Annotated in this window: 25 protein-coding genes; 11 read left to right on the forward strand and 14 right to left on the reverse strand. The window is 71.0% G+C overall.

Annotated features, from left to right (window positions below; genetic code table 11):
* Positions 1 to 5 precede the first annotated feature (5 nt).
* The 4 genes from AB0B45_RS03245 to AB0B45_RS03260 are packed head-to-tail and all read right to left on the reverse strand — an operon-like array spanning position 6 to position 3686.
* The gene (locus AB0B45_RS03245; RefSeq protein ID WP_358124408.1) at positions 6 to 806 is read right to left on the reverse strand and encodes an SDR family oxidoreductase; all 801 of its coding nucleotides are present in this window, start codon (positions 804 to 806) and stop codon (positions 6 to 8) included.
* Positions 803 to 1990, reverse strand: coding sequence for a cytochrome P450 (locus AB0B45_RS03250; RefSeq protein WP_358124411.1), 1188 nt, complete (start codon positions 1988 to 1990; stop codon positions 803 to 805). Before AB0B45_RS03250 ends, AB0B45_RS03245 begins: the two co-directional genes overlap by 4 nt.
* Entirely contained in the window at positions 1936 to 2937 is a 1002-nt protein-coding gene (locus AB0B45_RS03255; protein ID WP_358124415.1) for a phosphotriesterase-related protein, read from the reverse strand. The genes AB0B45_RS03250 and AB0B45_RS03255 overlap by 55 nt, the downstream gene beginning before the upstream one ends.
* Positions 2922 to 3686: a phytanoyl-CoA dioxygenase family protein gene (locus AB0B45_RS03260; RefSeq protein WP_358124418.1), complete on the reverse strand. Its 765-nt coding sequence runs from the start codon at positions 3684 to 3686 to the stop codon at positions 2922 to 2924. The genes AB0B45_RS03255 and AB0B45_RS03260 overlap by 16 nt, the downstream gene beginning before the upstream one ends.
* Before the next feature lie 91 nt (positions 3687 to 3777).
* On the opposite strand from AB0B45_RS03260, the gene AB0B45_RS03265 reads away from it, so the two are divergent.
* Both AB0B45_RS03265 and AB0B45_RS03270 read left to right on the forward strand, forming a co-directional pair.
* Complete coding sequence (locus tag AB0B45_RS03265; protein ID WP_358124421.1) at positions 3778 to 4434, forward strand: hypothetical protein; 657 nt, start codon at positions 3778 to 3780, stop codon at positions 4432 to 4434.
* 97 nt (positions 4435 to 4531) lie between these two features.
* Positions 4532 to 5443 carry a TIGR03621 family F420-dependent LLM class oxidoreductase gene (locus AB0B45_RS03270; protein ID WP_358124423.1) on the forward strand — a complete coding sequence of 304 codons (912 nt, stop codon included), beginning with the start codon at positions 4532 to 4534 and terminating at the stop codon, positions 5441 to 5443.
* A gap of 63 nt (positions 5444 to 5506) precedes the next feature.
* Here AB0B45_RS03270 and AB0B45_RS03275 read toward each other — a convergent pair whose 3' ends face one another.
* A complete protein-coding gene (locus tag AB0B45_RS03275; protein WP_358124426.1) occupies positions 5507 to 6451 on the reverse strand; it encodes a zinc-binding dehydrogenase in 945 nt (314 codons plus the stop codon).
* Between the two features lie 117 nt (positions 6452 to 6568).
* Between AB0B45_RS03275 and AB0B45_RS03280 the strand changes: the two genes are divergently transcribed.
* Complete coding sequence (locus AB0B45_RS03280) at positions 6569 to 7150, forward strand: histidine phosphatase family protein (protein WP_358124429.1); 582 nt, start codon at positions 6569 to 6571, stop codon at positions 7148 to 7150.
* Here AB0B45_RS03280 and AB0B45_RS03285 read toward each other — a convergent pair.
* The 4 genes from AB0B45_RS03285 to AB0B45_RS03300 all read right to left on the reverse strand — a co-directional run bounded on the left by AB0B45_RS03285 (position 7147) and on the right by AB0B45_RS03300 (position 9337).
* Positions 7147 to 7890 carry a hypothetical protein gene (locus AB0B45_RS03285; protein WP_358124432.1) on the reverse strand — a complete coding sequence of 248 codons (744 nt, stop codon included), beginning with the start codon at positions 7888 to 7890 and terminating at the stop codon, positions 7147 to 7149. The genes AB0B45_RS03280 and AB0B45_RS03285 overlap by 4 nt on opposite strands.
* Positions 7891 to 7933: 43 nt before the next feature.
* A complete protein-coding gene (locus AB0B45_RS03290; RefSeq protein WP_358124435.1) occupies positions 7934 to 8191 on the reverse strand; it encodes a hypothetical protein in 258 nt (85 codons plus the stop codon).
* An 87-nt stretch (positions 8192 to 8278) separates the two neighbouring features.
* Positions 8279 to 8515 (reverse strand): DUF397 domain-containing protein, encoded by a 237-nt coding sequence (locus AB0B45_RS03295; RefSeq protein ID WP_358124437.1) that lies wholly within the window; start codon positions 8513 to 8515, stop codon positions 8279 to 8281.
* Positions 8516 to 9337, reverse strand: a complete 822-nt coding sequence (locus AB0B45_RS03300; protein WP_358124440.1) for a helix-turn-helix transcriptional regulator — start codon at positions 9335 to 9337, stop codon at positions 8516 to 8518.
* Positions 9338 to 9561: 224 nt separating this feature from the next.
* Between AB0B45_RS03300 and AB0B45_RS03305 the strand changes: the two genes are divergently transcribed.
* Together AB0B45_RS03305 and AB0B45_RS03310 are read left to right on the forward strand one after the other, a co-directional pair.
* The gene (locus AB0B45_RS03305; RefSeq protein ID WP_358124443.1) at positions 9562 to 10071 is read left to right on the forward strand and encodes an ATP-binding protein; all 510 of its coding nucleotides are present in this window, start codon (positions 9562 to 9564) and stop codon (positions 10069 to 10071) included.
* A 144-nt stretch (positions 10072 to 10215) separates the two neighbouring features.
* Positions 10216 to 12618 (forward strand): helicase-associated domain-containing protein, encoded by a 2403-nt coding sequence (locus AB0B45_RS03310; RefSeq protein ID WP_358124445.1) that lies wholly within the window; start codon positions 10216 to 10218, stop codon positions 12616 to 12618.
* Here AB0B45_RS03310 and AB0B45_RS03315 read toward each other — a convergent pair.
* On the reverse strand, positions 12602 to 13612 hold the full coding sequence (locus AB0B45_RS03315; RefSeq protein ID WP_358124448.1) for an ABC transporter substrate-binding protein: 1011 nt from the start codon (positions 13610 to 13612) through the stop codon (positions 12602 to 12604). The two genes, AB0B45_RS03310 and AB0B45_RS03315, sit on opposite strands and share 17 nt — an antisense overlap.
* 114 nt (positions 13613 to 13726) lie before the next feature.
* On the opposite strand from AB0B45_RS03315, the gene AB0B45_RS03320 reads away from it, so the two are divergent.
* The 3 genes from AB0B45_RS03320 to AB0B45_RS03330 are packed head-to-tail and all read left to right on the forward strand — an operon-like array spanning position 13727 to position 16604.
* On the forward strand, positions 13727 to 14779 hold the full coding sequence (locus tag AB0B45_RS03320; protein WP_358124451.1) for an iron chelate uptake ABC transporter family permease subunit: 1053 nt from the start codon (positions 13727 to 13729) through the stop codon (positions 14777 to 14779).
* 29 nt (positions 14780 to 14808) lie between these two features.
* A complete protein-coding gene (locus AB0B45_RS03325) occupies positions 14809 to 15789 on the forward strand; it encodes an iron chelate uptake ABC transporter family permease subunit (protein WP_358124454.1) in 981 nt (326 codons plus the stop codon).
* Entirely contained in the window at positions 15789 to 16604 is an 816-nt protein-coding gene (locus AB0B45_RS03330) for an ABC transporter ATP-binding protein (RefSeq protein ID WP_358124457.1), read from the forward strand. Before AB0B45_RS03325 ends, AB0B45_RS03330 begins: the two co-directional genes overlap by 1 nt.
* A 6-nt stretch (positions 16605 to 16610) precedes the next feature.
* Here the strand turns inward: AB0B45_RS03330 and AB0B45_RS03335 are convergent, their stop codons facing one another.
* Complete coding sequence (locus tag AB0B45_RS03335; RefSeq protein ID WP_358124460.1) at positions 16611 to 17261, reverse strand: helix-turn-helix domain-containing protein; 651 nt, start codon at positions 17259 to 17261, stop codon at positions 16611 to 16613.
* A 36-nt stretch (positions 17262 to 17297) separates the two neighbouring features.
* Here AB0B45_RS03335 and AB0B45_RS03340 point away from each other — a divergent pair, with 36 nt between their 5' ends.
* Complete coding sequence (locus tag AB0B45_RS03340) at positions 17298 to 17633, forward strand: rhodanese-like domain-containing protein (RefSeq protein WP_358124463.1); 336 nt, start codon at positions 17298 to 17300, stop codon at positions 17631 to 17633.
* Positions 17634 to 17793: 160 nt separating this feature from the next.
* Entirely contained in the window at positions 17794 to 18726 is a 933-nt protein-coding gene (locus tag AB0B45_RS03345) for an endonuclease/exonuclease/phosphatase family protein (protein ID WP_358124466.1), read from the forward strand.
* A 13-nt stretch (positions 18727 to 18739) separates the two neighbouring features.
* On the opposite strand, the gene AB0B45_RS03350 is transcribed toward AB0B45_RS03345, so the two are convergent.
* Positions 18740 to 19312, reverse strand: coding sequence for a DUF1349 domain-containing protein (locus tag AB0B45_RS03350; protein WP_358124469.1), 573 nt, complete (start codon positions 19310 to 19312; stop codon positions 18740 to 18742).
* 157 nt (positions 19313 to 19469) lie between these two features.
* On the opposite strand from AB0B45_RS03350, the gene AB0B45_RS03355 reads away from it, so the two are divergent.
* On the forward strand, positions 19470 to 19790 hold the full coding sequence (locus AB0B45_RS03355) for a co-chaperone GroES (RefSeq protein WP_354913060.1): 321 nt from the start codon (positions 19470 to 19472) through the stop codon (positions 19788 to 19790).
* Positions 19791 to 19795: 5 nt separating this feature from the next.
* Here the strand turns inward: AB0B45_RS03355 and AB0B45_RS03360 are convergent, their stop codons facing one another.
* The gene (locus AB0B45_RS03360; protein ID WP_358124472.1) at positions 19796 to 20701 is read right to left on the reverse strand and encodes a hypothetical protein; all 906 of its coding nucleotides are present in this window, start codon (positions 20699 to 20701) and stop codon (positions 19796 to 19798) included.
* Positions 20702 to 20714: 13 nt separating this feature from the next.
* Positions 20715 to 21581, reverse strand: a complete 867-nt coding sequence (locus AB0B45_RS03365; protein WP_358124475.1) for a hypothetical protein — start codon at positions 21579 to 21581, stop codon at positions 20715 to 20717.
* Between the last annotated feature and the right edge of the window lie 38 nt (positions 21582 to 21619).

Raw genomic sequence — 21619 nt, forward strand, 5'->3', positions numbered from 1 at the left:
GGGCGTCACTCTAGGCCCTGCCACGTATGGATGGCGTGCTCGGGCCGATGCGCCGAGGTGCCCGAGTCGATCACCAGCGTCTGGCCGGTGACGCAGCGCGCCTCGTCGGAGGCGAGGAAGGCGACCAGCGCGGCCACGTCCTCCACCTCGCACGGCCACGGCAGCAGCCGTTCGGCGGCCTTGTCGGCCAGGCGGCCGGGGCCGAGGGCCAGCCTGGCGGCCTCGGTCATGACGAGCGCGGGGGCGACGGCGTTGCAGCGGACGCCGCGCCCGCCGTACATGGTGGCGACGTAGCGGACGAAGCCGCCGATGGCCGCCTTGGAGGTGCCGTAGGCGGCGTGGTCGACGTCGCCGAGCAGCCCCGACAGGGAGGAGGTGATCACGATCGCGGCTCCGCTCCGCATCGCGGGGACGGTGTGCTTGACCACGAGCATGGCCCCGCGCAGGTTGACCGCCATCGTCCTGTCCCACACGGCGACGTCGAGGTCGGCCAGGTCGCCGTCGCGGCCGTAGACGTCGCGGTCGAGGCAGGCGGCGTTGGAGTGCAGCACGTCCAGCCTGCCGAAGCCGGCCACCAGGTCCGCCACAGCCGCGGCGACCTGCGCCTCGTCGGAGACGTCGCAGGTGATGGCCATGGCGCTGCCGCCCCTCGCCCTGATCGCCGCCGCCGTGCCCTTGGCCGCGGCCGAGCGCAGGTCGGCGACGCCGACGCAGGCCCCCTCGGCGGCGAGTCTGGCCGCGCAGGCCGCGCCGATGCCCGAGCCGCCTCCGGTGACCAGCGCCACCTTGCCGTCGAAACGGCTCACCACTCGACCATCAGCGACTGCAGGCCGCGGCCGACGATCGACCTGCGGTAGGCGACGGGCGCGCCTTCGGCCAGGCGGAGTCCAGGCAGGCGGGCGCCGAGCACGTCGAGGGCGGTGCGCAGCTGGAGGCGGCCGAGGGCGGCGCCGACGCAGAAGTGGATGCCGTAGCCGAAGACCAGGTGCGCGTCGGCGTTCGGCCGGTCGATCACGAAGGTCTCGGGGTCGGGGAAGACGGTCTCGTCGTGGGCGGCGGAGTCGGTGGACAGCAGCACGAGCTCCCCCGCGGGGATCGTCACGCCGTGCAGCTCGACGTCCGTGGTGGCGAACCTGAAGGAGCCGAGCGAGGCGCCGTCGATGCGCATGCACTCCTCGACGGCGTTCGCCACCCGCTCGGGCGGCACCGGCCACAGGCCCTCCCTGAGCAGGCGCAGGACGCTGTTGCCCAGCTGGTTGGGCACGGTGTCGTTGCCGCCGAGCAGGATCGTGGAGATCAGCTCGACCACCTCGCGGTGGGAAAGCTCCTTGCCGATGAGCGAGGTCATGAGCGAGGTGAAGTCGTCCTGCGGATCCTTGGCCCTGGCAGCGACCAGCCTGTCGACGTAGTCGAGGTAGGTCAGGAAGCCATCGGCCAGCTCGAGCTGCCTGTCGGGCGGCTGCGGTGACAGGAACAGCTGGAACCATTCCTTCACCCTCCGCTGGACGAACTCCTCGTCGGCGGCGGGCACGCCGATGAAGGCGGCGGTCAGCTTGACCGAGGGCTCGTGCGCGATCTCCTGGACGAAGTCGGCGTCGCCGCGGCCCGCCATGCGGTCGAGCAGGTCCTCGTTGAGCTCGCGGAAGCGCCGTTCCAGCGCCGCAACCGCGCGGGGGGTGAAGGCCCGCGAGACCGAGCGGCGCAGGCGGGTGTGGTCGGGCGGGTCGACGTTGGCCACGAAGCTCGACAGGAACGAGCCGTGCTCGCCCAGCTTGCTCCTGGTCTCCTCCGTCAGGCTGCGCGAGATCGTCAGCGAGCCCTTGGAGGAGAACCCGCGCGGGTCGCCGTACGCGGCGCGCACGTCGGCGTACCTGGTCAGGACGTAGGCGCCGAGGTGCTCGCTGCGGAAGACCGGCCGGTCGCGCCGCAGCCGCCTCAGGAAGTCGTACGGCGAGGCGACGTGCCAGTCCTGGGTGACGTCGAAGTCCATCCGAAGATCCTCCGCGGGTTGTCGACGAGCATCTGGTGGATCTGCTCCTCGGTGACGCCCCGTCTTCGCAGCTCCGGCAGGACGTCGGTGGGGATGTGGAGCAGGTGGTAGTTGGGGTGCCGCCGCCGTACGACGTCGGGGTCGAACCTGTCGTTGAAGCAGTAGGAGTCGTGGGAGAGGACGAGCCTTCCCGCGTGGCCGCGCTCGCACAGCCTGGCGACCACGTCCACCCTGTCGTCGAAAGAGCTGATCGACTCGATCCCGAAGCGGTCCATGCCCAGGTAGGAGCCGTTGGCGATGAGCTCCTCCAGGTAGGCCAGGTCGGTGGAGTCGCCCGCGTGTCCGATCACCACCCTGCCCAGGTCCACGCCCGCCTTGGCCAGGACCCGCTGCTGCTCCAGCCCGCCCGGCTGGGCGCTGTGGGTGGTGATGGGCGTTCCCGTGGCCACGTGCGCCTCGGCGACCGCCCTGAACACCCGCTCGCACCCCTGCGTCATGCCGAGGTGGTCGGAGGCGCACTTGAGCATCGCCGCCTTCACGCCCGTCCTGCCGATGCCCTCGGTGATGTCCCTGACGAAGAACTCCGCCAGCCGGTCAGGCCCGCCGAACAGGCTGCCAGGTCCCCTGTTGCCGAAGTAGGGCGGCAGCGCGTCGTAGGTGTAGAGCCCCGTGGCGGCGACGATGGTCAGCTCGGTCAGCTCGGCCACCCGCTGGACGGCGGGCACGTAGCGGCCGAGACCGACCACGGTCAGGTCGACGATCGCGTCGATGCCCGCCGCCTTGAGCGCGTCCAGCTTGGCCGCCGCCTCCCTCGCACGCGTCTCCAGGTCCCAGCCCTCGGGGATGTCGGGCCAGTTCCACAGGATCTCGGGGCTCAGCCCGAAGACGTGCTCGTGCATGAGCGTCGCGCCGAGATCGTCCTTGTAACCGCTCACTGTCCAAGGCACGGGAACCTCGGATGGTCGAAGGGCTTGTTCACTTCCAGTCCGAGGCCGTCCGTCTGGCCGTACGGCATGCCGGTGTAGAGCGTGTCGGCGTCGAAGTAGGTCACGGTGAACGACAGCCGCGGCGACTCGTGCCGGTTGGCCGGCGCGCCGTGCACGGTCAGCGAGTGATGGACGGTCGCGTCGCCCGCCTCCAGGTCGAGTGGCGGCGACAGCTCCAGCTCCTTCAGCCATGGATGCTGGGTGAGCTGGTCGTCCCCCGCCGCGGTGAAGCTCCTGCCGAGCAGGCCGTGGCGGTGCGAGCCGCTGTAGAAGCGCAGCGCGCCCATGTCGGCGGGCACGTCGGCCAGGGCCAGCCAGACCGTCAGCATGGCCGAGCGGTCCATCGGCATCCAAGGGAAGTCCTGGTGGAAGGGCGTCGCGCCGTGCTCTCCCTCGTGGCTGGCCTCCTTCACCAGCAGGTTGGTCACCTGCATCCGGACCGCGGCGACGCCGGCCAGCAGCCGCACCGCGACGGGAGCCAGGCGTCCGGTCAGCTCGCCGAATCGCTCGTCCTCGCGCGCGATGTCGCGTGACTGGCCGAAGGCCCGGTCGACGAGGGTGGCGCGCACCCTCGACCGCTCGCTCAGCCGCGCGAGGGCGCGCTCGCGCAGGTCGGCCACCGTGGCCCGATCGACCAGGCGGGCAAGCCGCACCCACCCGTTGGCTTGGAAGAAGGCGACCTCGTCGTCGGTCGTCGCGCGCACGTCCATGCCCAACAGTGTCTGAGCAAGCGCTTGGTAAAACAAGATTGAGTAGGGACCTACTCATGCGCGAGATCCGCGCCGGGCGGACGCTCGGACCATGACCAGTCTCGAGACGACTCCCCGGTCGGGAGCCGACACCTTCGCCCGCTACGCCATGATCGCCTCGGCCGTGTTCTCGCCGCTGGCCATCGCCGTGTCCATCCTGCTGGCGCCGGGCAACGTCACCGCCGAGGGCGAGGCGTACGTGCGCCAGTTCGTCGACGGCGCGGGTTCCTACCCGCTGCTCGCCTGGCTGTCGGCGATCAGCGCCTTCACCATCATCCCCGGCGCGCTCGGCGTGGCCAGGGTCGCCCGCGCGGGCCGGCCCGTCCTCGGCCTCGTCGCCATGATCCTCGCCTTCGTCCTGATCGTTCCGATCAGCGGCAACTCGGACGACGTGCTGTACGCCGGCATCAAGGCCGGCCTGGACCCCGCCACGCTGACCAAGCTCTACACCGCCTACAACGAGAGCCTTCCCACCTCGATCCTCGGGATGGCGTTCCTGCTGGGCCTGGTGGGGTTCCTCCTGCTGGGCGTCGCGACGCTGCTCGGCAAGAGCGCGCCCACGTGGGCGGCGATCGCGCTGATCGTGGCTCCTGTGGTGATCCCGATCTCGTGGTTCGCGGGGCTGGGGAACGTGTTCGCAGGGGTCGCGTGGCTGGTCATGGCCGTGGGGATGGGCGGCGTCGCGCTCGGGCTGTTGAACCGGCGCTGACCGGCATCGACGGGCCGTACAGGACCGGAGGGGCGCCCTGTACGGCCCGGCCCGCCCGACCTAGGCTAGTGAACCAAACGCTTGGTCGGGAGGCGCGGTGCGGCGGTTCAGGTTCGCGGCGGTCGTACGGCAGGCCGAGTCGGGCAAGGCATGGGCGGAGAAGGCCAGGCGGCTGGAAGCCGGCGGGTTCGACGTGCTCCTGGTACCCGACCACCTCGTCGGCCCCCGGATGGCCCCCTTCGCGGCGATGACGGCCGCCGCCTGCGCCACCACGCGGCTCAGGGTGGGCACCCTCGTGGTCGCCAACGACTTCCGGCACCCCGCCGTGCTCGCCAAGGAGTCGGCCACCCTCGATCTGCTGTCCGACGGACGCCTGGAGCTCGGCCTCGGCACCGGCTGGATGGCGGCGGACTACGCCGCGGTGGGCCTGGAGCTCGAACCTCCCGGCGTGCGCGTCTCCCGGTTGGCCGAGGCGGTGGCCGTGCTGAAGGGGCTCTGGGGTGACGCGCCATTCTCCTTCACCGGCGCGCACTACCGCATCGACGCGCTCGACCAGCAGCCCAAGCCGGTCCAGCGGCCCCATCCGCGCCTGCTGCTGGGCGGGGGCGGGCCGCGCATGCTCCGCCTGGCCGCCCGCGAGGCGGACGTGATCAACCTCGGCATGCGGGTCCGCGCCGACGGCAGCGGCCCCGACGGCGCCGACGGCGGGCTGTCCGCGTTCCTCGCCAAGATCGATGTCGTCCGTGAGGCGGCGGCCGGCCGTTACTCCGGCGTGGAGCTCGGGACGAGCATCCAGCAGCTCGGAACCGAGCGGTCGAGGGAGTCGTGGAGCGCCGCCGACTCCTCGCCCCAGGGCGAGACACCCCAGGTGCTCCTCGGGACCAGGCAGGACGTCGTCGACAAGCTCCGCCACTGGCGCGACACCCACGACGTCTCCTACTACGTCCTCCATCACGAACGCGACCTGGACGCCTTCGCCCCCATCGTGGAGGAACTCGCCGGCCACTGATCCCGACGCGCTCCCGGGGCGGCCTGCCCGCGGCGGGCCCCGACCTCCCTGCCCCCTGGCCGGTCAGGGGATGAGGACGACCTTGCCGGTCGTCGCGCGGCTCTCCAGCGCCGCGTGGGCCGCGGCCGCCTCCGCCAGCGGGAACGTCCGCACCTCGGGCTTCAGGCGGCCCGACGCCGCCTCCGCCAGTGCCCGTTCCTCCAGCCCTCGCAGCCCGCCGGGCCAGGCGAGGATCCGCTCGATCGCGTAGATCGACGTGATGTCCTTCGCCTTCACCTCCTCCGGCGTGGGCCCGCCCGCCTCCTCGCGGGAGGCGTTGCCGTACACGATGTGCCGCCCGCCGGGGGTCAGCAGCGAGAACGCCTCACGGCCTCGGGAGCCGCCGACACCGTCGAAGACCAGCGTCACCTCGCCGACCTGCGAGCTCCATCCCGGCACGTCGTAGTCGACCGCCCGGCCCCGCACGGTCGCCACCTTCGCGGCCCCGCCCGCCGCGCCGACGACCTCGGCGCCGATGTCGCGGGCGTGCTGCACGAGCAGCCTGCCGATGCCGCCCGCCGCCGAGTTGACCAGGATGACGTCGTCGGCCGTGGGCGCCCCGAGCTCGATCAGGGCCATGGTGGTGGTGCCCGTCACGATCATGGCCACCGCCTCCTCGAACCCGAGCCCGTCGGGTACGGCGTGCAGCGAGTCCACCGAGGCGACGCCGAGCTCGGCGTACCCGCCGGGTCTGCTCCTGCCGGTCACCACCCGGCGGCCGATCCACGACTCGTCGACGCCGGGACCGACGGCGTCCACGACGCCCGCCACCTCGCCGCCGAAGATGGCCGGCAGCTCGGGGACCGGCGGCCCGATCGTGACGCCGGTGCGCAACAGGGTCTCGATGAGATGCACGCCCGCGGCTTTCACCACGACGCGCGCCTCGCCCGCGCCGGGGACGGGGTCGTCGACCGTCTCGTAGGTCAGGTTCCCCGCGGGTCCGTAGGCGTGCAGGACGACGGCGCGCATGTTTCTCCATCCGTTCGGCGGCTTCACCGCAACGATGCAACCTCAAGTCGAGTTGAGGTCAACCGACGCCGCCCCGGGGAGGCCCGGAAGCGGCCGGTCGGCGATGATGGTCCTGCTATGGATGAAATGTTGCTCTTGAGACACGGCGAGACCGAGTGGAGCAGGACGGGCCGGCACACGGGCCGCACCGACCTGCCGCTGACCCCCAACGGCGAGGACCAGGCCAGGGCGCTGGCCCCGCTGGTGAAGGCGCGCTCGTTCGGCCTGGTGCTGGTCAGCCCCGCCGCCAGGGCCCGCCGTACGGCGGAGCTCGCGGGCCTGACCGACTACGAGGTCGATCCCGACCTGTGGGAGTGGGACTACGGCGGCTACGAGGGCATCACCACGCCGACGATCCGCGAGGGGCGTCCCGGCTGGTATCTGTGGCGCGACGGCGTGATCCCCGGTGACGCCGACCATCCGGGCGAGAGCGCCGAGCAGGTGGCGGCCAGGGCCGACAGGGTGATCGCGCGGGCCAAGGCCGTGGAGGGCCAGGTGTCGCTGGTCGCGCACGGCCACTTCCTTCGCGTGCTGGCCGCCAGGTGGCTGGGCCTGCCCCCGCAGAACGGAAGGTTCTTCAAGCTCGACACGGGCACCTACTCGCGGCTCGGGTTCGAGCACGCCGAGCCGGTGATCCTCAACTGGAACGCGCCAGTCTAGGGCGCGAGCCTGCTGCCGGGGAAGGGCACCAGCATGGTCTCCCTCCAGGGCCCCGACAGGTAGTCGCGGGCCCTTTTCCCCCAGGTCAGCAGCCGCTCGTCGGGTGAGACCTCGTCGTCGAGCCCGAGGGCGGCGTCCCTGGCCCGCTGGACGGCCAGGTGCGCGTCGAGCGTGGTGCCCCACACGGTGACGACCTCGGTATCGCACATCAGCACCTCGTACAGGCCGACGAGCTCGTGCCCGTGGTCGCGCAGGATGGGCAGGCGTTCGGCGCGGACGGCCTCCAGGTAGTCGAGGGCGGCGCCGGGCCGTACCGTGGCGCTCTCGAACAGGAACAGCGGCGCGGGGGCGGCCGAGGCGAGCGGCGGGCTGCCGTGGACCGCGCCGAGCGGCCGGGAGAACGCCGAGAAGCGCAGGTCGTCGATGTCGGACAGGAAGAGCCGTGAGTCGACGCCCGAGTAGATCTCCATCATCTGGCGCCAGCCGCCCTCCCATCCGCCGTGGCAGTCCCACAGCGTGACGGCCTTGAACTGCGGGTGCCCGGTGATGCCGACGGCGTAGAAGGCGCCGACGAGGTCGATCTCGCGCGAGCGGATGGACATCCCCTCGGTCAGCTCGGGCGCGTCGCGGGTGGCGTCCTCCTCCTTGTAGCGCGTCAGCCAGGTGAGGTACTCCAGTGGCCGCCGGGAGTTCATCGGCCGGAAGTCGACTTCCTCGAGCAGGTGGATACCTCGCCGCACCACGACCTCCCGAGATCGAACCAAGCGATTGCTCGGGATGATATCAGGCCACGGCGGGAACCGGCTGGGGACCGCGCCCCGTCAGCCATTCCAGGACGCGCCTGTGCCCTGAGGCGGCGTCCTCGAAGTGACCCCAGTGCCAGTAGCGCGGCTGGTCACGCACCCCGGTGACCCAGGTGCGATAGGAGACCTCTCCGTCGTGCACGGCGGAGGCGACACCATAGGTGCGGATCACGACCCTGCCGCCCGGTGCGATGAGCACGTCGTCGGCGATCGGGTACAGCGTCATCTGGTCGAGCATGAGGAGATCGTGCTTGAGACATGAATCCGGACGATTTCCCTTCCGGCGCACCCGGGTTACGCGGGTGCGCCGGAGGTGAACACCGTGTTAAACAAGCAGGCCGTCGAACTCCCCGTCCTTCACCCCGAGCACCAGCGCCCGGATCTCGTCGCGGGTGTAGATCAGCGCGGGGCCCTCGGGAAAGCGCGAGTTGCGGACCGCGATCCCGCCGTTGGGGAGCTCCGCGAGCTCCACGCAGTTGCCCTGCGAGTTGCTGTAGCGGCTCTTCCGCCAGGCGACCTCGGTCAGGTCGGTGGCGGGCATGCCGTTGTAGGTGTGCTCCATCTACATCTTTCTGAGAAGACCGTCGATGAGCTCAACGGTGCCGCCCGGCGTGGTGCTCTCCACGCACAGCTGCTCCATGGCGGTGAGGTACGGGTCGATGTCCTCACGCTTGTCCAGGTACAGGGCACCCCAGAGCTGTTCGACGTAGACGACGTCCGACAGGTCGGACTCGGGAAACCGCATGATGCTGAACGCGCCCCCTTCGGCGGCGTGCATGCCGTACCTGAAGGGCATCACCTGAATGGTGATGTTGGGGAAGGTCGCCACGTGCAGCAGATGCTGAAGCTGTTCGGACATGACCTCTCTCCCGCCGATGGTCCTCCTCAGGGTCGCCTCATCGATGACGGCCCACAGACGGGGGCCGTCCTTTCTGGTGAAGCGCTCCTGACGCTGCATACGCAGATGCACGCGTTGGTCGATGTCCCGGGAGGTGGCATCGGGGTTGCCGAGCTGGTAGACCGCCCTCGCGTAGTTCGCCGTCTGCAGCAGGCCCGGCACGAACTGCACCTCGTAGGTGCGGATCAGGCTGGCGGCCTCCTCCAGTCCCACGTAGGTGGAGAACCATTGGGGCAGGACGGCTGAGTACTTGTGCCACCACCCGGGGGTGTTGGCTTCGCGGACCATCTCCAGCAGGGCACGCCGCTCGGCGTCGTCGACGACGCCGTACAGCGTGAGCAGGTCTTCCACATCACGTGTCTTGAAGCCGACGCGGCCGAGCTCCATGCGGCTGATCTTGGACTCGGAGGCCCTGATGTGGAAGCCGGCCACATCGCGGGTGAGTCCGCGCTGCTCGCGCAGGCGACGCAGGCTGGCGCCGAGCATGATGCGCCGAACGGTTGAGCCAGAACCCGGCGGATCCATGGACACGTGCTGCTCCTTGGTCGTTTCCGTACCACACAGTCTGTCACTTCGCGCCCCAAAGATCATGGGTCGCGACAAGATCCCCCTTTGCCACACGATTCACCGATACACGGCAAACCGTAGCGGCTGGCAATCGCTTCTGCACGTGCATTCGCTCTTGCACCTGCACGAGACTCTGCCCCAGAATGATCAACGTGCAGTCCACCAAACCCCTCGGCCTGTGGACCACGCTCGACTGGTGGCCCCCGGTCGGCTGGTGGCCTGAGGCGGCGCGCGATCTCCTCGTCCCCGGCACGGCGATCGGCGCCAGCGCGACGTTCGTCCTGCCTCCCGCGGCCTCCTCCGTCCACTCCGCCCGCAGTTTCACCTCCGGCACGCTCGCGGGCTGGAGGATGGGCGAGCTGGTCGACAGCATGGAGTTAGTGGTCTCCGAGCTCGCCACCAACGCGCTCCGCCACGGCCTGACGCTGGACGAGGTCCGGCACCACGAGCCCGTGCGCATGTCGCTGGTGCGCAGGGGCGCGCTGGTCACCTGCGCCTTCACCGATCCCGCCGCCGCCGTGCCCGTGCTGCGCTACCCGGGACCACTCGATGTGGGCGGGCTCGGCCTGCACATCGTGGAGTCGCTGAGCCTTCGCTGGGGCTGGTCCGCGCTGTCGCCGTACGGGAAGATCGTCTGGGCTGTTCTCTCCTGAATCCAGGCCGTCTGTCGTGAGCGCGAAGCCCCGGACACCCGGGCACCGAGCGCGTATGCTGAGGTCTGCCTCGTAGTGAGGCCCACGTGGATGATCAAGGCTCAAGGCGAGTCCCCGCGCGCGACCCACTGAGAGTGCTGACAGATGGATGATCACCTGCTCGGCTGGCTGCGAACCCTGGACGAAGCGAGACTCGCCCGCGTCCTTTCCAACCGACCGGATGCCATAGCGGCCCCGTGGCCGCGTCGGCTCGACACGCTGGCCCAGCGGCTGGGCAACGGTTTCGCCGTGATGGAGGCGATGCGGACGCTGCCGCTGCCGTGTCTGGAGATCGCGCAGACCTGCCTGGTGCTCGGTGACGGCGTCACCCCCGAGCGGCTGGCCCGCTTCCTCGGCGCGCAGGTGACGCAGGTCATCCCCTGGCTCGACGTCGTCTACGACCACGCGCTCGCCTGGCCCGACCAGGACGGCGGCGTCCATCTGGCCGCCGCGGTCTCGCGCTGGTGGGCGGCGCCGCTCGGCCTCGGCGAGCCGCTCGACCACTACCTCAACTCCTGGACCATCAGCAACGACACCCTGCGCACGCTGGCCCGCAACCTCGGGCTGCCGCCCCACGGAAACAAGCGCCGCACGATCCTCAGGGTCACGGAGGTGCTGTCCGACGGGGCGCGGCTGACCGCGCTGCTGCGCAACGCGCCCGAGGGCACCGAACGGCTGCTGGCCGACTTCGCATGGGACGGCCCCGTGCGCGAGGTCGACGGCGACAGGTTCGTGACGCTCGGCACGCCGGAGAAGTGGGCGGCCGACCACGGCCTGCTCTACCGTCCCCGATGGGAGCTGGCGGAGATGCCGCGCGAGGTGGCGCTGTCGATGCGCGGCGCCGGCTATCATCCGCCCTTCACCCCCGAACCGCCCGAGGTGCCGACGATCCCCGTCGACCCCGAGGAGGTCGACCACCTCATGACGCTGGCCGCCCCGCACGTGGTCGAGCGCTGCGCCGCCCTGCTCGACAACACCGCCAAGACGCCGCTGCCGCTGCTGAAGACCGGCGGGGTGGGCGTGCGCGAGGTGCGCAGGGTGGCCAGGGAGACCGGCTGCGACGAGGACGAGACCAGGCTCCTGCTGGAGATCTGCGCGGTCGCCAGGCTGCTGGCGTGGGATGAGAAGTCGGCCGGCATGGTGCCCACCGACCGCTTCGACAGATGGCGTCTCGACGAGGGCTCGGCCAGGCTGCGGGTGCTGCTGTCGGCCTGGTGGCGGATGGAGCGTTCGTCGCTGCGCAAGGTTGAGGGCAAGTACCTCACCGTGCTCGGCGACGACCAGAGCGGTGCGGCCATCGCCCGCGTGCGCAGGGCGGTGCTGGGCGTGCTGTCCCACCTGCCGTCGGGTACGGCCTTCGCCGACAGGGGCAGCCTCGTGCGCAGCGCCCACTGGCACGCCCCGCTGCTCGACCAGGCCCTGCTGGCCGACTGCTCCGCCGCGGTGCTGGAGGAGGCCAGACTGCTCGGCCTGCTGGCCAACGACGCGCTCACCGACCTCGGCAGGGCGCTGGCCGGGCTGAGCTCCCACGCGGGCGACGAGAACGACGACACCGTGCCGCTCGTCGAGTACGACCCCGTCCTGGCCGAGGCCTCGACCCGGGCGCTGGCGAGCGTGCGCAGGAGCGCGCTGTTCGGCCCCGACCTGACCGCCGTGGTCACCGGGCCGCCCTCCACCGAGTTGGCCGAGCTGCTCGACAGGGTGGCCGAGCGGGAGTCGCGCGGCGCCGCCTCGGTGTGGCGCTTCACCACCGAGAGCGTCCGCGGCGCGCTCGACCAGGGCTACGACGCCGACGAGTTGCTGGCCGAACTGGGCGAGGTCGGCGCGATCCCGCAGCCGCTCGAGTACCTCATCCGTGACGTGGCGCGCAGGCACGGCGAGGTGACGGTGACGACGGTGGCGTGCATCGTGCAGGCCTCCGATCCCGCCCTGCTGGCCGAGATCGCCCAGCACCGCCGCCTGGCCAGGCTCGGCCTGCGGCTGCTCGCCCCGACCGTGCTGGTCAGCTCCGCGCCGACCGAGCGCACGCTGACCGCCCTGAGGGAGAACGGCTACGCGCCCGTGCCGATCGCCGACACGGGTGAGATCTCCATCAGGCGCACCAGGATCGCCAGCTCGGAGGATCCGCAGAACGGCAAGCTGATCCTGCTGCCCGGCGGCCAGGTGGCCGAGGTGGAGGTGCCCGCGCACATCCTGACCGAGCCCGCGCCCGACCCGCGCGAGCACGCCCGCCGCCTGCTCGGCGCGCAGGACGGGGTCGAGCAGAGCGGCCGCACCTGGGCGATCATCGGGCGGAACGCGACCAGGCTGCCGACCGCCCAGCAGTCGCTGCTGGGCTTCGTGGTCGACCGGGGCGTGCGGGCGGGCATCACGCTGACCGACGGGCTGACCGCGACGATCAGCCACGGCGAGCTGCGCGGCGGGGCGCTCGACGCCTGGTGCGAGGAGGCGGGCGACTACCTGGAGTTCCCGCTGGCGGAGATCGTCGAGGTCAGGGGAGCTTACTAGCCTTCCCCAGGTCGGCCACCAGGCTTTCGAGCAGGTCGGCCCACTTCTGGTAGCTGTAGGGAGTCTCGACCCACATCGGGTAGGCCTGGCCCTTGGCGACCGCGGGAAGCTTCGCGAAGGTCGGCTTCTTCTTCATCTCCTCCAGGCCGAGGGCCTGGGTCCTGCTGTCGAACAGGAGGACGTCCGCCTCGTACTTGTCGGCGTTCTCCCAGCTCAACGGCTCGAAGTAGCCCTGGGCGTCGACCTTCGGCCTGACGATGTCGAGTCCGGAGTCGCTCAGCAGCTTGAAGTCCGGCACCATCTCGGGCGTCGAGACGTACATCGCGTCGGGGCTGCCGGAGACCAGCTCGATCTTCAGGCCCTTGGACGAGAGCTTCTTCAGCTCCCCGAGCGCCGCCTCGTAGCGGGTCTTGGCCTGGGTGATCTCGGGGGCGTTGAGGTCGGCGCCGAGCTTGGCCGCCAGGTCACCGTATTTGGCGATCACCTCGGTGGCGTTCCTGCCGGTGAGCATGACGCCCGCGGTCGGGGCGACCTTCTCGATCGTGTCCTTGGACTTCTCCGGCACGTACCAGAGCGTGTCCTTCAAGTACATGCTGCTGACCAGCAGCTCGGGCTGCAGGCCGATGTACTGCTCGACGTTGAACTCGTCCCAGACGTTGCCCAGGCCCTTGACCTGGGTGATGTCGACGTTGCCCACCTGAGGGTCGCGTTCGCCGCCGTCGAGCTTGTGCGGGCCGAAGACGGCGATCGGCTTGACGCCGAAGTCCCAGAGCGCGGCGGCGGAGCCGACCTGAGCGACGATCTTGGTTGGGGTCTTGGGCAGCTCGACCTTCTTGCCGCGGTCGTCGGTGTAGGAGAAGGGGGTGGTCGCGGCGCCGGTCCGCGCCGCGGACGCGACGGGCGCGGACGCCGCCTGCCCGCCGCACGCGGCCAGGGCCAGAACGGCGCCCAGGCCGGTGGCCGCCGCGACGAAACCCCTGCGGGATACCGACATCTTGCTACTCCTAAGACGAGACTTACCTAAAGCGGACTGGGGGGTTAGCTTAGCCTTACCTTTGCCAACCTTGTTAGATTAGCCTTGCCTAACCGATTACGACGAGAGGGACACGTGACCGCGCCTCCACTGGCCGACCCCGCAACGGAGCCGGCCGCCGCCCAGCGGGACCGCCCCGCCGTACTGGCGGTGGGATTGCTGGCCGCGCTCGCACTGCTCGTGCTGGTCGCCCTGCTGAGCGTTGCGCTCGGCGCGCGCTCGGTACCGCTGTCGACGGTCATCAGCGCCTTCACCACACCGGACGGCTCCAGCGACCACACCGTCATCCGCGAGCTCAGGGTGCCGCGCACGGTCCTCGGCCTCGGCGTCGGAGCGGCGCTCGGGCTGGCCGGGGCGCTCATGCAGAGCCTGACCCGTAACCCGCTGGCCGATCCCGGACTCCTCGGGATCAACCAGGGCGCGGCGCTCGGCGCGACCGTCGCGATCGGCGCGCTCGGGCTCACCGACCCCGCCATCTACGTGTGGTTCGCCTTCGGCGGCGCCGCGCTGGCCTCGGCGCTGGTCTACGCGCTCGGCTCGGCCGCGCGCTCTGGTGCCTCCCCCGTACGGCTGGCGCTGGCAGGCGTGGCGCTCGGCATGGTCTTCACCGCCATCTGCCAGGCGATCCTGCGCATGGACTCCCAGGCGTTCGACCGCATGCGGTTCTGGCTCACCGGATCGCTGGCCGCTCAGACCGCTGACGTGATCATGCGGCTGGTGCCGTTCATGGTGGCGGGCATCGTCCTCGGGCTACTGCTGGCCAGGCCGCTCAACGCGCTGGCGCTGGGCGAGGAGGCGGGCAGGGCGCTCGGCGTGGCCGTCGGGCGGACCAGGGTGCTGACCGCGGTCGCGGTCACACTGCTGTGCGGGGCGGCCACGGCAGGCGCGGGCCCGCTGTGGTTCGTCGGCCTCGCGGTGCCGCATGCCGTACGCGCGGTCGTGGGGCCGGACCAGCGGTGGCTGCTGCCGTACGCGGCGGTGCTCGCGCCGGTGGTGCTGCTCGTCGCCGACATCGCCGGGCGGGTCATCGCGCCGCCGGGAGAGGTGCAGGTCGGCATCATGTGCGCGGTGATCGGCGCCCCCGTCTTCATCCTGCTGGCCAGGCGCAGGAGGTTGGCCGCGCTATGACCTCCCCTGTTCGCGTCGGTCCTTATTCGATGCGGCCGGCGCTCCGCCCCTTCCTGGTGAGCCTCGCGCTGCTGGTGGCCGCGGTCGTGCTGGCTCTGGTCGCGGTCTCGACGGGCGAGTTCACCGTGCCCGTCGGCGACATCGTCTCCGCCCTGTTCGGCGAGGGCTCACCGGTGGCCGAACTGATCGTCAGCGAACTGCGGGCGCCCCGCGTGGTGACCGGCCTCGCCGTGGGCGCCGCCTTCGGGCTGAGCGGGGCGATCTTCCAGTCCCTCACCCGCAACCCGCTCGGCAGCCCTGATTTCATCGGCTTCACCGCGGGCGCGTCGACCGGCGGCGTCGTCGCCGTGGTCATGGGCGGTACGGCGGCGCAGATCGCCGCGGGCTCGATGCTCGGCTGCGTGATCTCGGCCGCGCTGGTCTACGCGCTGGCCTTCCGCGGAGGCGTGCAGGGTTACCGCCTCGTCCTGGTCGGCATCGGCGTCAACGCCCTCTTGTTGTCGGTCGATTCCTACCTGCTGACCAAGGCGAACATCAACGACGCGGCCACCGCGGGCGCGTGGCTCACCGGCAGCCTCGGCGGTCGCGGCTGGGACCACGCGATCCCCGTCACCCTGGCGCTCGTCGCGCTCGCCCCGGTCTGCTGCTACGTCTCAAGGCCGATGCGGATGATGGAGATGGGTGACGACGCGGCCAGGGCCGTCGGCATCAGGGTCGAGCCCGTGCGGGCGGCGGCGATCGTCGCGGGAGTCCTGCTGTGCGGGGTCGCCACGGCGGCCGCGGGCCCGGTGATCTTCGTCGCGATGGCGGCGCCGCAGCTGGCCAGAAGGATGACCCGCTCCCCCGGCGTGACACTGATCGCCTCCGCGCTGACCGGCGCGGTCCTGCTGACGGCGGCCGACCTGGCCGCCCAGCGCCTGCTCGCCCCGACCCAGCTGCCCGTCGGCGTGCTGACCGCCGCCATCGGCGGCACCTACCTGGCTCTGTTGCTGAGAAAGGAACGCCGCTGATGGCCCGGCTGACCGGCTCCGACCTCACCCTCGCCTACGAGCAGCGGGTGGTGGCGACGTCGCTGAACGTGGAGATCCCCGACGGGTCGTTCACTGTGATCATCGGCCCGAACGCCTGCGGCAAGTCGACGCTGCTGCGCGCGCTGGCCAGGATGCTCAGGCCGCGCACGGGCGCGGTCCGCCTGGACGGGAGTGTGATCACCTCGCTGCCGTCCAAGGAGGTGGCGCGGCGGCTCGGGCTGCTTCCCCAGACCTCGATCGTGCCCGACGGGATCACGGTGGCGGACCTGGTGGCCAGGGGACGCTACCCGCACCAGCGGCTGATGCGGCAGTGGTCGAAGGCGGACGAGCTGGCCGTGGCGGCGGCCATGGCGGCCACCGACGTCGGCTCGCTGTCGGAGCGGATCGTGGACGAGCTGTCGGGCGGGCAGCGGCAGCGCGTGTGGCTGGCCATGGCACTGGCGCAGGAGACGCCCATCCTGCTCCTCGACGAGCCGACCACCTATCTCGACATCTCGCACCAGATCGAGGTGCTCGACCTCTGCGCCGACCTGCACGAGGCGGGGCGGACCATGGTGGCCGTGCTGCACGACCTGAACCAGGCGTGCAGGTACGCCACCCACCTCGTCGTCATGCGTGAAGGGGCGGTCGTGGCCGAGGGCGATCCCGCCTCGGTGATGACGCCCACGCTGGTCGAGCAGGTCTTCGACCTGCGGTGCGAGATCATCGCCGACCCCCAGTCCGGGACGCCGCTGATCGTCCCCGAGGCGCGGAGGGCGCGCAACCCCGTCGCGCCCGGCCTCATGCGCGGCTGACGCTCGTCAGCCGGCGAGGACCGCCAGCGCGGCCCACGTGAGGGCGGCGCGGGCGCGCGGCTCGCCGTACCTGTCCTTGAGCACGGTGGCCAGCTCGCCCGTCAGCCCCGCCAGGACGGCATGCGACAGCGCCTCGGGGTCGGCGTCCGGCAGCGCCTGGCCCAGCAGGATCGCCACGTGCCGATGCCAGAAGCCGTAGGCGCCGATCCGGTACCGTGCCCCCGGACTGGCGGTCTCCGACATCCGCACCAGGTCGAGGTGGGCGAACAGGTAGTCGAGGTAGGCCTCGACGAACGCGGCGAGCCGTTCGGCGGGCGCGATGTCACGACCCGCGGGCGGCGGACCCAGCGGAGGCTGCCCCGACAGGATGCGCTCCTGCAGATCGCGCTCGCGGGCGTCGAGCAGCGCCACCGCCAGCCCCGACTTGTCGCCGAACCTCCTGAACAGCGTCCCCTTTCCCACGCCCGCCTCGGCGGCGATCGCGTCCATGGAGACCGCCTCCACCCCCTTGCCGGCGAACAGCCTGGCCGCCGCGGCCAGCACCTTCTCGCGGTTGCGGGCGGCGTCCGCCCGCTCCTGGGGCGGGCGGCTGCGCAGGATCTCCAGCACCTCGCTTGACGAACCGGACTGCGGTCCGGTAGTTTCCGTGCCATCCACAAACCGGACTGTAGTCCATTTACCTTGGAGGTCGCAATGACCGCCCTCATCACCCGCGACGAGCTCAAGGCGGCGATCGACGCAGGAGAGGTCACCGTGGTCGACGCGCTCGGCGGCGACTACTACGCGCAGCAGCACCTGCCGGGCGCCGTCGCGCTGGTCGAAAGCGAGGTCGACGCACGCGCGGCCGACCTGCTGCCCGACAGGGGCGCGGCGATCGTCACCTACTGCTCCAACCCCGCCTGCCCCAACAGCCAGGCCGTCGCCAACCGGCTGGAGGCGCTCGGGTACACCGACGTGCGCAAGTACCGCGAGGGGATCCAGGACTGGGTCGAGGCGGGCCTGCCGGTGGAGTCCTCGGTCACCGTCTGAGCCTGCCCGAGCACGCCACCCGCTCACCCCTCCAGGCGAGCCGGCGGGTGGTGCCGCCACTCCTCCCCCACGACCGATCAACCGGGAACGGGTCCCGGCTGCACGAAGAGCGCCGGAGACCTTCACGATTTCTGCACATGCGCCGGGTAGGTTCCGCTCCATGATCCGGACTGTGCTCGCCTGGCTGCTCGTCGTGCCGTTCGCCGCCTGGGCGACCCTCAGGGTGACGGGGGTGGACATCGCCGACCGGTGGATCCAGCTGGTCGCGTTCACCCCCTACGTCGCCGCCGCCTCCATGGTGCCGCTGCTGGCGGCCGGTCTGCTGAGGCGATGGGTCCCCATGACGGTGGCCGTGGTGACTGCGGGGGCGCTGGCACTGGCCGTCCTGCCGAGGTACTTCACCGACGCGGACCCCCGGACGGGCGACAGGACGTTCAGGGTGCTGGCGTCGAACCTGGCCGTCGGCGCGGGGGACGCCGCGGAGCTGGTGAAGCTGGTCGACCGGCTCAAGCCCGACGTCCTCGCCATCCAGGAGCTCACCCCCGACGCCAGGAAGCGGCTCGACGGGCTCGGCCTCCGCGAGCGCATGCCGTACGTGGTGGACAGGTCCCACACCGGCGTCTGGGGTTCGGGGATCTACTCCCTGCACCCGCTGACCGAGAAGCCGCTGCTCGCCCTCGGCAACTTCCGGCAGGCCAGGGCGGTGGTCGAGGTCAAGGGAGGACCGGAGATCGAGGTGGTCTCCGTGCACCCGTGCGCGCCCAGCCACGACGCGAAGATGAGCTGCTGGAGAGCCGGGCTGGCGGCCCTGCCCAGGGCGGGCGGGCAGCTCAAGGTGCTGGCGGGCGACTTCAACGCCACCCTGGACCACTGGCCGGTGCGGGACCTGCTCGACTCCGGCTACAGGGACGCGGCCGACGTGAGGGGACAGGGGTTCACGGCGACGTGGCCGCAGCAGGGATGGCGGCCCGTGCCCGGGGTGACGATCGATCACGTGCTGGCCGACGGCCGGATGGGGGTGCGCTCCTTCGGCGTCCACCCGCTGCCCGGCACCGACCACCGATCCGTGTTCGCCGAACTCACCCTCCCTTGAGCCCGGCCACCCGTCAGCCCGCGGTGATGCTCAGGGCCTCGAAGCGGACGGGGAAGCCCTTGCCCGCCGGGGCCGCGGCCATCGCGCCCGCCAGCGCGGGGACGGCCGGGGGAAAGTAGGCCAGCCGCAGCATCGACACGGGGGCGGCGCCGTCCAGGCCGTAGCCGACGGTCACCGCGTCGCCCTTGCGCTCCAGCGCGAACGTGACGCTGCCCGAGACGCCCGGCAGCGGCAGGACCGACCAGTCCGACACCTCACGCGTCACGACGGTGCTGAGGTGGAAGGCGCCGTCGACGTACTCCACCCCCGCCTTGATCCAGTTCTCCTCGTCGATCCGCAGGACGGCGCCCGCCTGGTCGTACTGCTCGGCGTACTCGCCCGAGAACGTCACCGTGAGCGTGAAGTCGCCCGAGACGATCCGGCCGAACAGGTGGGCGGTGTCGTAGGTGTAGCCGTAACGGGTCCTCCGCCACAGATCCGTGCCGGGATCGCAGACCAGGCTCAGGCCGTCGTCGGCGGTCCACTCGCGGGGAGGGTTGACCCATTGCCAGTCCGAGGAGCCGAAGGCCGTGATCATGGCGGTCATCCTGCCATGTTCACCCGAAATATGCGGCTAGATCCTGCCATGGGCCCCAGCGCCCATGCCTGTTCGCGCATCGAGCGGCAGGCGGGCAACGGCGCCTCGATTCCCCGACATCGCCGACAGGGGAATCGGTCCCACGGGCCCGCGTAGACTGGCATTCGTGGCAGACCCCAAGTTCGAGATCCAAATGCTTCACGACCGGGTGATGATCCGGCTGGAGAAGGACGGCGAGGAGCGGCGCTCCGGCGCCGGCATCGTGATCCCCGCGACGGTCAAGATGGCCAACAGGCTGGCCTGGGGCGAGGTCTGCGGCGTGGGAGCGAACGTGCGCTCGGTGAAGGTCGGCGACAAGGTGCTGCTCAACCCCGAGGACCAGTACGAGGTCGAGTTGCACACCAAGGTCTACCTCGTCATGCGCGAGCGTGACCTGCATGCCGTGGCGACCCACGAGACCGACCACGGCACGGGTCTCTACCTCTAGCCCTCTCAGTTGCGCGTGTAGCTCAGGTAGACGTCGTAGTCGCGCCACGCGGTCCTACTGATGTCGGCCAGCGGGCGCACCGCCTTGCCCTTCAGATCGATCACCACGCTCAGGTAGCCCTTGCCGTGCCTGCCGACCGCGATCAGGTGCTCGCGGTCCCACCAGCCGTAGGAGGCGACGGCGGGGACCTTCACCTTCTTGTCGAGCTTGCCGTTGTACGGGTTCCAGGTGCACAGCGCGGCCTTGTACCGCTTCGGGCACCAGGTCGCCATCCGCCTGCCGTCGGGCGAGAAGGCACTCTCGCCGCCGACCAGCCCTCCGGTACGCCAGAGGGTCCAGGCGACCCGGCCGTCGGGCACGTAGAAGCGCACGCCGTCCCAGTAGTCGGAGACGACACGCCTGCCGTCGGGCGACCACTGGAACAGCGCGTCGTGGTAGGCGCCGCGCACCTTCACCAGCCGCGCGCGCTTGGCGGCCACGTCGACCACCACGAACCCGATGCTGCGCCAGCCGCCGCCCGCGTCGTCGCCCTTCGAGACGGTCAGCACGACCTTGCGCCCGTCCGGCGACCAGTACGGCGAGCCGGCCACCATGGGCGCCTTCACCGTGCGGATCTTGGCGACCCTGCCGGTGGCGCGGTTGACGATCGCGATCCGGTCGTAGCCCTTCGTGAACTTCCTGGGGATGGCGGCGACGAACCCACCTCCGGGGGAGACGGCGAGGTCGTTGTAGGAGCGCTGCCCCGCGAAGGCGCCCCCTGACCGCAGGTAGGCCGAGCCCGCGGTGGTGTAGGCGGTGACCCTTTTCGGGTCGCCCGGCTGCTCGCGCAGGGTCACGTCGAGTCCGGGCAGCCTGACGTCCGCCCCTGTGAAGGCGAGCGTGGCGGCGAGAAGGAGGGTGCTTAAGCTCACGGAAGGCACCCTCTCACTTACGGGTGAAGCTCAGCCAGAGTTCGGCCTGCCAGGTGCCGGACGGAATCGCTGCGAGCACCCGCCTGACCGTGCCCGCGGTGTCGGCCACCACGAGCCTGTAGGCCTTCCGATGGGGCACGACGGCGATCAACCTGCTGTCGTTCCACCAGCCGACCACCGTCTCCGGCCTGAGCTTCGAGCGCGAGACGATCTTTCCGGTGGCGGGGTCGACCAGGCACACGTGCTCGGCGAACCGTGAGGGGCACCACGTCGTCATGCGCCTGCCCGAGGGCGAGAAGAGGTCGGGCCCTGTAGGGGTGCCGACACCCTGGAGGATCCTCGGCCTCCTGCCCTCCTTGTGGACGATCGCGCCGCCCTTGTGCTGCGCGATCACGCCACCGTCCGGGGTCCACCAGAAGGTGGCCGCCGGGTCGGCGCCCGCGACGGTGGTCGTGCGCGCGGTGCCCGCGGCGACGTCGACCGTGACGTAACCACTGGTGCGCCATTTGCCGGAGGTCTTCCGCTCCAGCGTGAGCAGCACCCTCTTGCTGTCGCGCGACCACGAGGCGTAGGAGGCCATCAGGGGTCCGGCGACTGTGGGGATCCGCCTGGCTCGGCCCGTCGCGCGGTCGGTGACGACGAGCGCGTCGTGCCCTCCCCGGTAGGCGGCCGGTACGGCGGCGGCCATCCGGCCGTCGGGCGAGACGACGACCTCCGCGGCGTCACGCCGGCTGACGAAGGTGGAGGCGCCGCGCAGGTAGGCCTGCTTGGTGCCCAGGCCGTATGCGGTCAGCCGTACGGGATCTCCCGGTTGCTCATGGAGCGTCACGGAAGTCCCGGGAAGCGGGATGAGGGCGAGAGCCACGAGGACGGTGAGCACGGCGGCAGCCTAGGCAGGCGCTCACCCTTTCGTCCGCC

The organism is Nonomuraea sp. NPDC049152, assembly GCF_040648355.1.
Classification (GTDB): domain Bacteria; phylum Actinomycetota; class Actinomycetes; order Streptosporangiales; family Streptosporangiaceae; genus Nonomuraea.

What these genes read in the sequence shown, in the direction of transcription:
- AB0B45_RS03290 (WP_358124435.1), bottom strand. Translation starts at nt 8,191, where the DNA reads ATGCTCGACCAGATGACGCTGTACCCGATCGCCGACGACGTGCTCATC.
- AB0B45_RS03305 (WP_358124443.1), top strand. Translation starts at nt 9,562, where the DNA reads ATGATCAACGTGCAGTCCACCAAACCCCTCGGCCTGTGGACCACGCTC.
- AB0B45_RS03275 (WP_358124426.1), bottom strand. Translation starts at nt 6,451, where the DNA reads ATGCGCGCCGTCGTCCTGCACGCCTACGGACCCGCGGGGAACCTGACC.
- AB0B45_RS03265 (WP_358124421.1), top strand. Translation starts at nt 3,778, where the DNA reads ATGACCAGTCTCGAGACGACTCCCCGGTCGGGAGCCGACACCTTCGCC.
- AB0B45_RS03300 (WP_358124440.1), bottom strand. Translation starts at nt 9,337, where the DNA reads ATGCTCGGCGCCAGCCTGCGTCGCCTGCGCGAGCAGCGCGGACTCACC.
- AB0B45_RS03325 (WP_358124454.1), top strand. Translation starts at nt 14,809, where the DNA reads ATGCGGCCGGCGCTCCGCCCCTTCCTGGTGAGCCTCGCGCTGCTGGTG.
- AB0B45_RS03295 (WP_358124437.1), bottom strand. Translation starts at nt 8,515, where the DNA reads ATGGAGCACACCTACAACGGCATGCCCGCCACCGACCTGACCGAGGTC.
- AB0B45_RS03260 (WP_358124418.1), bottom strand. Translation starts at nt 3,686, where the DNA reads ATGGACGTGCGCGCGACGACCGACGACGAGGTCGCCTTCTTCCAAGCC.
- AB0B45_RS03310 (WP_358124445.1), top strand. Translation starts at nt 10,216, where the DNA reads ATGGATGATCACCTGCTCGGCTGGCTGCGAACCCTGGACGAAGCGAGA.
- AB0B45_RS03315 (WP_358124448.1), bottom strand. Translation starts at nt 13,612, where the DNA reads ATGTCGGTATCCCGCAGGGGTTTCGTCGCGGCGGCCACCGGCCTGGGC.
- AB0B45_RS03345 (WP_358124466.1), top strand. Translation starts at nt 17,794, where the DNA reads ATGATCCGGACTGTGCTCGCCTGGCTGCTCGTCGTGCCGTTCGCCGCC.
- AB0B45_RS03340 (WP_358124463.1), top strand. Translation starts at nt 17,298, where the DNA reads ATGACCGCCCTCATCACCCGCGACGAGCTCAAGGCGGCGATCGACGCA.
- AB0B45_RS03350 (WP_358124469.1), bottom strand. Translation starts at nt 19,312, where the DNA reads ATGACCGCCATGATCACGGCCTTCGGCTCCTCGGACTGGCAATGGGTC.
- AB0B45_RS03280 (WP_358124429.1), top strand. Translation starts at nt 6,569, where the DNA reads ATGGATGAAATGTTGCTCTTGAGACACGGCGAGACCGAGTGGAGCAGG.
- AB0B45_RS03250 (WP_358124411.1), bottom strand. Translation starts at nt 1,990, where the DNA reads ATGGACTTCGACGTCACCCAGGACTGGCACGTCGCCTCGCCGTACGAC.
- AB0B45_RS03330 (WP_358124457.1), top strand. Translation starts at nt 15,789, where the DNA reads ATGGCCCGGCTGACCGGCTCCGACCTCACCCTCGCCTACGAGCAGCGG.